The 8,610-nt window shown below is 50.6% G+C and carries 8 protein-coding genes; 2 read left to right on the top strand and 6 right to left on the bottom strand.

Annotated elements, in window-relative coordinates; translation table 11 throughout:
* The first annotated feature begins 297 nt into the window (after window positions 1–297).
* On the top strand, window positions 298–1,425 hold the full coding sequence (gene ompC, locus J1781_RS04105; protein ID WP_129952365.1) for a porin OmpC: 1,128 nt from the start codon (window positions 298–300) through the stop codon (window positions 1,423–1,425).
* A 182-nt stretch (window positions 1,426–1,607) separates the two neighbouring features.
* Window positions 1,608–2,075, top strand: a complete 468-nt coding sequence (locus J1781_RS04100; RefSeq protein WP_129952366.1) for a nuclear transport factor 2 family protein — start codon at window positions 1,608–1,610, stop codon at window positions 2,073–2,075.
* Window positions 2,076–2,080: 5 nt separating this feature from the next.
* Here J1781_RS04100 and J1781_RS04095 read toward each other — a convergent pair whose 3' ends face one another.
* The 6 genes from J1781_RS04095 to J1781_RS04070 form a co-directional block, all read right to left on the bottom strand.
* The gene (locus tag J1781_RS04095) at window positions 2,081–2,467 is read right to left on the bottom strand and encodes a helix-turn-helix domain-containing protein (RefSeq protein WP_013574628.1); all 387 of its coding nucleotides are present in this window, start codon (window positions 2,465–2,467) and stop codon (window positions 2,081–2,083) included.
* 533 nt (window positions 2,468–3,000) lie between these two features.
* Window positions 3,001–4,773, bottom strand: a complete 1,773-nt coding sequence (locus tag J1781_RS04090) for a penicillin-binding transpeptidase domain-containing protein (RefSeq protein ID WP_129952367.1) — start codon at window positions 4,771–4,773, stop codon at window positions 3,001–3,003.
* 221 nt (window positions 4,774–4,994) lie between these two features.
* Window positions 4,995–5,237 (bottom strand): DinI family protein, encoded by a 243-nt coding sequence (locus J1781_RS04085; protein ID WP_129952368.1) that lies wholly within the window; start codon window positions 5,235–5,237, stop codon window positions 4,995–4,997.
* A 74-nt stretch (window positions 5,238–5,311) separates the two neighbouring features.
* Window positions 5,312–6,277 carry a glutathione S-transferase family protein gene (locus J1781_RS04080; RefSeq protein WP_217158817.1) on the bottom strand — a complete coding sequence of 322 codons (966 nt, stop codon included), beginning with the start codon at window positions 6,275–6,277 and terminating at the stop codon, window positions 5,312–5,314.
* A 194-nt stretch (window positions 6,278–6,471) separates the two neighbouring features.
* On the bottom strand, window positions 6,472–8,253 hold the full coding sequence (gene yejM / locus J1781_RS04075) for an LPS biosynthesis-modulating metalloenzyme YejM (protein WP_217233241.1): 1,782 nt from the start codon (window positions 8,251–8,253) through the stop codon (window positions 6,472–6,474).
* 24 nt (window positions 8,254–8,277) lie between these two features.
* Window positions 8,278–8,505, bottom strand: coding sequence for a YejL family protein (locus J1781_RS04070; protein ID WP_015696497.1), 228 nt, complete (start codon window positions 8,503–8,505; stop codon window positions 8,278–8,280).
* Between the last annotated feature and the right edge of the window lie 105 nt (window positions 8,506–8,610).

The raw sequence follows: 8,610 nt of genomic DNA, 5'->3' as shown, positions 1-8,610 counted from the left end.
AATTGATAATATTGATTATTTTGTAAATTTAGCTTTGAGTGCTTTATTTTAACAAAAATAAATAGACGTAAATTTACCCGATATTAATATTTAGTTACAAGTTCTAATATATAAGTAATGCCTTCACTAATTTCGTATCATTTTCTTTCTGGATTAAAAGAAATTATATCATGAGAATAGAATTGCCATGTCGGGCCAACATTTATACAGAAACAAAAACGTTATGCAGATCTAAAGCAGTAAAAACGTGTACTTTACATTCAGTGGCACGGTCCGACACCTACCGAGGATAAAAAAATGAAACTCCGTGTTCTTTCACTCATGATCCCTGCTTTAATGGTGGCAGGATCAGCAAGTGCGGCAGAAGTTTATAATAAAGATGGTAATAAACTGGACCTGTACGGTTTAGTTGATGGTTTGCACTACTTCTCTAACGACAAAGGCTCAGACGGCGACCAGAGCTACATCCGCCTTGGTTTCAAAGGCGAAACTCAGATTACTGATCAACTGACCGGTTACGGCCAGTGGGAATATCAGGTTCAGGCTAACCAGGCTGAAAGCTCGGATGACGGTGACCGTGCATTTACCCGTTATGGTTTCGCCGGTCTGAAATTTGGTGACATGGGTTCATTCGACTACGGTCGTAACAACGGCGTGATGTATGACGTTGCCGCCTGGACTGACATGCAGCCTGAGTTCGATGGTTCTACTTACGGCGCTGACCAGTTCCTTTATCAGCGTACCAACGGCGTGGCTACTTACCGTAACGATAACTTCTTTGGTCTGGTCGATGGCCTGCATTTTGCCCTGCAATATCAGGGTAAAAACGACAGCGGTGGCGGTGAACCAGGTACCCGTGATGTGCTGACACAGAACGGTGACGGTTACGGTATGTCCCTGAGCTACGATATTGGCGCGGGCGTCAGCGTAGCGGGTGCGTTCTTCAACTCTGACCGTACTGACGAACAAAACTCCGCACCAAATATCATGGGCGACGGTAAAAAAGCGGAAGGCTACACCGGTGGTCTGAAATATGACGCCAATAACGTCTATCTGGCTGCGATGTTCACCCAGGCTTACAACGCTTCCCGTTTCGGTTCTACCGATTCAGAAGCTTACGGTTATGCTAACGAATCCCAGGCATTTGAAGCCTACGCCAGTTACCAGTTCGATTTTGGTCTGCGTCCGTTCGTAGCCTATAACCAAACCCGTGGTAAGGATTTAGGTTCAGACCGTCTGGGTAATAACTATCAGGATCAGGATCTGGTTAAATTTGTTGACCTGGGTGCGACTTACTACTTCAACAAAAATATGTCAGCCTATGTCGACTATAAAATTAACCTGATCGACAGCAGCACCTTCACCGACAACGCCGGTATCAATACCGACGATGTGACTGCGGTAGGCCTGGTGTATCAGTTCTAAGCGTGCCTTTCTCAGACACAGAATAGCGCGTTGCTTTAACAGTAAAGAACAGCAGTAAACAGCACGTTCTTCAGGAACGCGGCCTGAGAGGGCCGCGTTTTTTGTGGGCACAATTTGGCGTGAGAATGCTGTAAAACACCGCTATGGTGTTCAGGTGAATTTCTTCCCAGACCGAGGTGCTTATGTCCGTTAAACCGCCGTTACCGCCATTTACCCGCGAAAGCGCAATCGAAAAAGTGCGTCTGGCAGAAGATGCCTGGAACAGTCGCGATCCGCACAGAGTCAGCCAGGTTTACTCGGCGGATACTGTCTGGCGTAACCGCAGCGAGTTTGTGCACGGGCAGGATGCCGTGGTGAGCTTCCTGCAGCGTAAATGGGCCAGAGAACTGGAGTATCGCCTGATTAAAGAGCTGTGGGCGTTTGACGGGGCGCGGATCGCCGTGCGTTTTGCTTATGAATGGCGGGATGATTCGGGCAACTGGTTCCGCAGTTTTGGCAATGAAAACTGGGAATTCAATGAGCAGGGGCTGATGTTTGCCCGTCACGCCTGCATCAATGATCTGCCGATTCAGGAAAGCGAACGACAGTACCACTGGCCTTTGGGGCGCAGGCCGGACGAACATCCGGGCCTGAGTGATTTCGGTTTCTGACAGCCTCAGGCTGATTTCTGGTGGATCAGATGCAGCGGGGGAGACACATCGAGTTTGATGTCAGGGTTCTGGCGGAATTCATGTGGCGTTATGTTGAAACGCTTGCGGAACATGTAAGTGAAATGCGATTGCGAACCGAAGCCGAAATCCATCGCGATATCAAAAATCGGCGTTTCACTGCTGCTCAGTTGATAAACAGCACTGGCCAGACGGCGTTCCCGGATGTACTTCCCCAGAGAAATGCCGGTTGATTCTTTGAACAGTTTTTGCATGTGCCAGAGCGAATAGCCTGAATACTCAGCCAGTTCTTCAAGGTGGATCACACGACCCAGATGGCCTTCAATCCATTTGCTGAGTGCGCAGACGATAGCGATATGAATGTCTTGAGCCATAACCAGTCTGTATTAAGGTTGAATACCGCTATTATACACGAGTTCGTCAGGTTGGCGTGGCAGGTGTTGCTCAGAGATGTTCAGCGTCCCGGCGGACAATAATGGCCCGGTGGGCAGGACTGTTGTAATGACAGCCTGACGGGCCATGTTTTAACGCAACAGGATCCAGTGGATTAACCGGGCGATGCCATCGTCCACCATCACCATCCCGACGAGAATAAGAACAATCAAAATCACGAAGTTCTTACCGGTTGGCAAAATGATGTCTCCCTTTATCCCTTTTCAGGGAACGGAACTCAGTTACCACGGGCCGCTGCCCTGCATATTCAGGGCAATAACCCCCAGACAAACCGCGACAAATATCAAAAATACGATAAGAAGCCGTTTCATTCTTTTTCTTACAGAGCCTACGCTCTTCCTCCACAATGTGTCAGCCAGCAATTTCTTCAGCCAATAAACACTGCGAACGTTAACCGCTTATTTCGGTGAGATCCAGTCTGTCAGAAATGTTTAATGATTTTGATCGCGTTCGCTTAACCATCGGTGGCCGGGCGACGCACCAACTCGGTTTTCTGCCCGTCATTAATCACCGTCGTTGGTGGCGTTTCCGGCACCAGCGCATCCGGCGCTATGTTCATATGATTGAGGACTTCGCCCATAATATGTCCAAAAATCGGGCCAGCCACCGACCCACCAAAGTGCTTGCCCGCTTGTGGATTATTGACCATCACCACCAGCGCAACGCGCGGATTACTCGCGGGCGCAACACCGGCGGTGTAGTTAATGTAACCACCGTCGTATTTGCCACTGCTCCCCATTTTTTCCGCTGTACCGGTTTTAATCGCCAGACGGTATCCCGGCACTGCAGCGCTGAGGCCTGAGCCGCCGGGTAATGCATCACTTTCCATCATATGAATCACTGTTCTGACCACGTCAGCCGACATTACGCGGGTACCGAGCACCGGCGGTGTGACTTTGGTTATCGACAGCGGACGGTAAATACCTTCCGCCCCAATCGTGGCGTATTCACGGGCGATTTGCAGTGGCGTTACACGCAGGCCGTAGCCAAAGGAGAAGGTCGCACGTTCGATATCGGCCCAGCGGTCGCGGTGGAGTGGGAAATAGCCACTGCTTTCGCCACCGATACCCAAATCTGTCGGTTTGCCTAAACCAAAGGATTGATACAGCTGAACCAGAACGTTGGCCGGCATTGCCAGCGCAATATGCGAAACTGCAATGTCACTGGATTTTTGCAAGATACCGGTGATGGTCAGCGCAGGCCAATGGCCGACATCGCGGATCAGGTGGCCGTTAACGGTGTACGGATGGGTATCGAGAACGGAATCCGGGCGGATCATATGCCGGTTCAGACCTGCCATTACCACCAGCGGTTTGACTGTCGAACCGGGTTCGAAACTGTCGCTGATTGCCACATTGCGCATGTCTTTTGCCTGAACACCGGCATAGTTATTCGGGTTATAGGAAGGGTAGGACGCCATCCCTAAAATCTCACCGGTGTTCACATCCACCAGAACAGCCGCGCCGGATTCGGCCTGGTTAAGCGTAACGCCATCGCGCAGCCGCGAGTACAAGACGTACTGCATAAAGCTGTCGATACTCAGATTGATGGTCGGCGGCTGTTGCGGTGCGACTTCTTTCAGAATACCGATCACATTGCCATGGCGATCCTGACGGTACTCGCGCATGCCAGGTTTGCCCTGTAGCAGGGCATTAAAACCTTTTTCGACGCCTGTCAGACCTTCATTATCCGTCCCGACGACACCGACCAGATTGGCGGCGGCTTCGCTCATCGGGTAGTAACGGCTGTCATCCAGCTGACTGCTGATGCCGCCAAGGTGCAACTGACTGATATCTGCGGCGATACCTTCTTCTATTTTGCGCCCGAGATAAACGAAGCGGCGCTGAGGATCGCTGGTGATGGTTTGCTGTAGTTGTGAGAGTGGCATATTCAGCGCGGAAGCCAGATATTGCCACTTCGGGCTGTTCAGATCACTGTGCAGTTCCAGTACACGGAACGGGTCGGCGATAATATCTTTTGAAGCGACACTCAGCGCCAGCGGATGGCCGTTACGATCGACAATGGTGCCGCGCCCGGCAGGGATAACCGTGGAGCGCAACGAGCGGGAATCGGCTTCTTTTTCCAGCATCGGCTGGTTAAGCAATTGCAGGTAGCCCACCCGGCCGAGCAGAAGCGCCAGACAACAGACAATACCGAGACAAATCAGCGCAAAGCGCTTGGTGTAGAAATTAGGTTGGGCGCTGGATTTTTTTAGGCTCGGTGGCATGGCAGTTTCGCAAAGTCATTGGCGCATGTGAAGCGAAAAGCGAAGGTGCGGAGAACAACTTACCGGATGAAAATAGCCCGGTTTGTCCCTCATTATGTGCAACTCATCGCTCTGATTGATAATGAATTTCGTATAACATGCACATCTTATATTAAGCCATAGCGATGGATTGTTTATTTCAATTGCGCTTTGTAAGCAAGTGCAACGGCAAAGCGGATTATTTACTCCACGGCGAGCCAGTCATCGGCTTCTTCGAACATTTCCTCTAGCATTTGGTTTAATTGCGAACGTTCCTGCTTGCTGGCGCCGTGGGTATTCAGGCCATTAGCCTGCATCGGTTTCACTTTGACTTCAGCGTCAGGAAACAACCGGTGTACCCGTTTAACCAGTTCCGCTTCAATTTTTTTGCTGGCATCAGGGATGCCGGCGACATTCCGTTTGTCAAAAATCAGTTCGACCCGCATAGCTTTCCTCATAAAAGACAGGGAGAAATAACTGTTGAAATATACAGTGTTATCCGCGCGGGTCCAAGCAATTTTTAGTGTGTTATCTGCATCACGCCGCGCCCGCTGAGACGCTGACGATCGTGAGGGCGACGCAGGTCCAGTTCCGGGCCTGCCGGAACGATACCCGTCGGGTTCAGCCACAAAATACCGTAATAACCTTGTTTGATATGCGTCAGGTTCACCGTATCGCTGATCCCCGGCCACTGATAAAGTTCGCGCAAGTAATGGGATAAATTCGGATAATCTTCAATACGGCGAATATTACATTTGAATGCCCCATGATAGGCGCTGTCGAAACGCACCAGTGTGACGAACAGCCGCCAGTCGGCTTCGGTAATACATTCACCGGCAATGTAGCGGTGGTGGTGTAAATGCGTCTCAAGGGTATCCAGCGTACTGAAAAGTTGGGTTACGGCGGTGCTATAGCTGTCCTGCGTTTTTGCAAAACCCGTCTTATACACGCCGTTGTTAACGTCGTGATAAATCACCTCGTTCCAGCGGTCAATGTCTTCGCGCAGGGCAGCAGGGTAGAAGTCATCCTGATTGCCGGTCAGTGCATCAAACGCATGGTTAAGGATGCGGATAATATCAGCTGATTCATTATTGATGATGCGCCCTTCGCGGCGGTCCCACAGCACGGGCACGGAGACTTTGCCGGTGTAGTGTGCATCGCTGGCGGTGTAGAGTTGATGTACATAACGCACCGGCTCAATCTTTTCGCCTGCATCCTGCGGCGTATCAAACGTCCAGCCATTTTCACCAATCACCGGCTGAGCAATGGATACCTGAATGAATTTTTCCAGCCCTTTCAGATGGCGAAAAATTAACGTGCGCGAGGCCCACGGGCACAAGTAAGAGACGAAAAGCTGATAGCGTCCGGCTTCAGGCTCAAGATGTGTCTGGCGAAACGCCGTTTCCTGACGATGAAATGCGCCGTTTTTAATTTCTTCTTTTGCGACGTCGCCGCTTACCCATTGTCCGTTGACCAGTCCCGACACGATAGTGGCTCTCCGCGCTGTGTTTATAAGGTGATTAGGATGTATGAACCTACCGTAGCGGTTTCCGGCGGTGCTATAAACGACATTATTTTCAAGAAGAAGGTCAAATAATTTGACGGGGGATGCGGGCGTGGTGCCATTAAAAAAGCCAACCGCTCAGGGTTGGCTTTCATCATTTCGGTTAATGGCGAACGTCAGTTTGCCAGGAAGCGTTTTTCATCTGTCAGCACCTGAAGCAGCAAGCTAAGTTCTGGTTTCTGATCTTTAATCCGCTTGCCGTTAATATCAAAGGCGCGGTAATCACCGTTACTTTCCAGTTCCAGCGTCTGGTCTGGCGTGGTGATCACCAGCGTACCGTCGTCGCTGGTGGTGACCCAGTTATGGCGTCGCTTCGCGGCGAACAAATCTTCGCCCTGCGAGTAATCAGCCGGAGCTGTCGTCACATGCAACAGGCGTTGCATCAGCGTAGTCATCACATCCGCATTATCTGTCAGTTTATCGATATTCTGCGCGGGTGTACCTGGCCAGTGAATAATCAGCGGAACCTGTAACTGGCGACGGTTCATCGCATTGCCTGAACCCCAGGTACCGTTCTCGTTAAATTCAATACCGTGTGAAGCGGTAATGACGACCACCGTTTTATCCAGCTCCCCGCGATCTTTTAACGCCTGCAGGATAGCTTTGATTTGCGAATCCACATTCGCTGCACCGTTCTGATAACGATGAATAAAGGTATTACCGGTCGGCACACTGGCCCCGTCCTGACGCAATGCGTTACTGATCCCGCTCAGACTCAGGTAGGAGAACCACGGACCGTTGCCAGGTCCGTTCAGCCATTGTTGCCACTGATAAACGGTTTGTTGATCAGTCTGTTTGACCGGCGGCGGCAAGGTAAAATCGGTCAGTAATGCCTGGCGATACAACGGGCTGTTAAAACCGTCTGAGGCAAATAAACCGAATTCGTAACCTTGTTGCTCCAGTGACGATACCAGTGCAGAAGGTTTACGCGCCGCCAGAATGCCCTGCATATAGCTCGGTGAAATCCCATAGAACAGGCCGAACAGCCCGGTGTCATTACGGTTTCCGGAACTAAAATGCTGATCAAAACGAATGTTATGTTTGGCAAAATCGCTCAGCGTGGGCAGATCTTTATCCAGCGTGTCGGTATGGACACCATCTAGCACCACCATCAGCAAATTATACTTCGAACCGGTTTTCGCGAAGCTGATGGTGTTCAGCGGATATTCGACTGCCAGCGCTTCGGGATTGCCTTGTTCGATCAGCCGCTTCTGGTATTCCTCGGCATTGAGCAGGCCGTGTTTCTCAAGGAATTTACGTGCTGTCATCGGGTAGGAAAGTGGCAGATTCGCACGCTGCATGGTGATCGGACGATAGAAATTCGCATCTGCCCAGATGTACATCAGATGTGAAGCAAAGAAACTGGCTATAAACAGAACGACAATCGGTTTGGCGAAATTGCGGCGGTTCAGGCTGCGTAACTTTTGCCATGCCCAGGTACCAAACAGCATTTCGAGCAGGAATATTACCGGCACAGCAATAAACATCAGCTGCCAGTCACGGGCCATCTCACCCTGACCGGGATTGACCACCAGCTCCCACACGACCGGATTAATGTGCAGGTGGAAACGGGTAAAGACTTCGGTATCGACCAGAAGCAGTGTCAGTCCGGCAGTAGCCAGAATAGCGGATAAGAGCCGCAGCAGCCGTTGCGACATCACCACGAAGGTGAGCGGGAAGATGATCAGTAAATATGTCGAGAAACCGATAAAACTGAAATGCCCAAGCCAGCTGACCAGCGCGTAAATGCGCCCCTGCAATGAAGAAGGCCAGTCAGAAACAAACAGGTAGCGGCTGCCGATCCCAAGGATGAGCAGGATATTAAACAGGGCGAACCAGTGGCCCCAGCTGATCATCTGGGATACTTTTTCGCGATAGCGCTGACGATTTGTCACCATGAGAGGTATTGGGCAAGTTGTGGATTAATGGGCTTTATCTTCTCTTATCGACGCTTGCAACGCTTTCGCAAAAGACTGCGACAAGGCTTTGCGCTGTGCAGGAGCGACGCTGGTATTAATCAGGTTTGTCACCATATTGCCCAGAACCATCAGAGACAAATCTGTCGGGGCGCGGTGTTTTTCCAGAACGGTTGCCAGCTCGGAAAGGAGCTGTTCAACGTGTTCGTCACTGTAACGGGATGATTGTGCCATAGAGTATTGTGCTTCTTGATCTGACAAAGTCCAATATCTTAGCGTATCACGCCTCTGTTTTCCGCATTTTTATAACTGAGTTAACGTTGTTGTATTGATTGTATC

It is taken from the genome of Rahnella perminowiae (assembly GCF_019049695.1).
In the GTDB taxonomy this organism is placed as follows: domain Bacteria; phylum Pseudomonadota; class Gammaproteobacteria; order Enterobacterales; family Enterobacteriaceae; genus Rahnella; species Rahnella perminowiae.
Note: the sequence above shows the minus strand (reverse complement) of the source record. Positions and strands in the feature narration are given on the sequence as shown.